Source organism: Microvirga antarctica (genome assembly GCF_017921815.1).
Classification (GTDB): domain Bacteria; phylum Pseudomonadota; class Alphaproteobacteria; order Rhizobiales; family Beijerinckiaceae; genus Microvirga; species Microvirga antarctica.
The window spans coordinates 1-285 of the sequence record NZ_JAGEMM010000146.1; the positions used below are offsets into that span (position 1 = coordinate 1).

The 285-nt window shown below is 53.7% G+C and carries 1 pseudogene; it reads left to right on the forward strand.

What is annotated here, in order from left to right:
- Nucleotides 1-285: pseudogene (locus J4G32_RS21230) on the forward strand (cobyric acid synthase); the annotation flags it as partial.

Here is a 285-nt window from a genome sequence, read left to right on the forward strand (position 1 = left end):
GTATCGAACAAATCGAATCGCTTACCGGCGTCCCGGTTCTGGGGGTGATGCCGTGGCTGGATGTGGATCTGGAAGATGAAGATGGCGTCGCGCTGCAAAACGATAAATATCGCGGTAACGCCCCCCGTGATATCACTATTGCCATTGTGCAACTGCCACATATTTCTAACTTTACGGATTTTAACGCTCTGGCGGCGCAGCCGGATGTGCGCATACGCTATATTCGCCGCCCGGAAGCGTTGACTGACGTTGATCTGGTGATCCTGCCGGGCAGTAAGAATACGC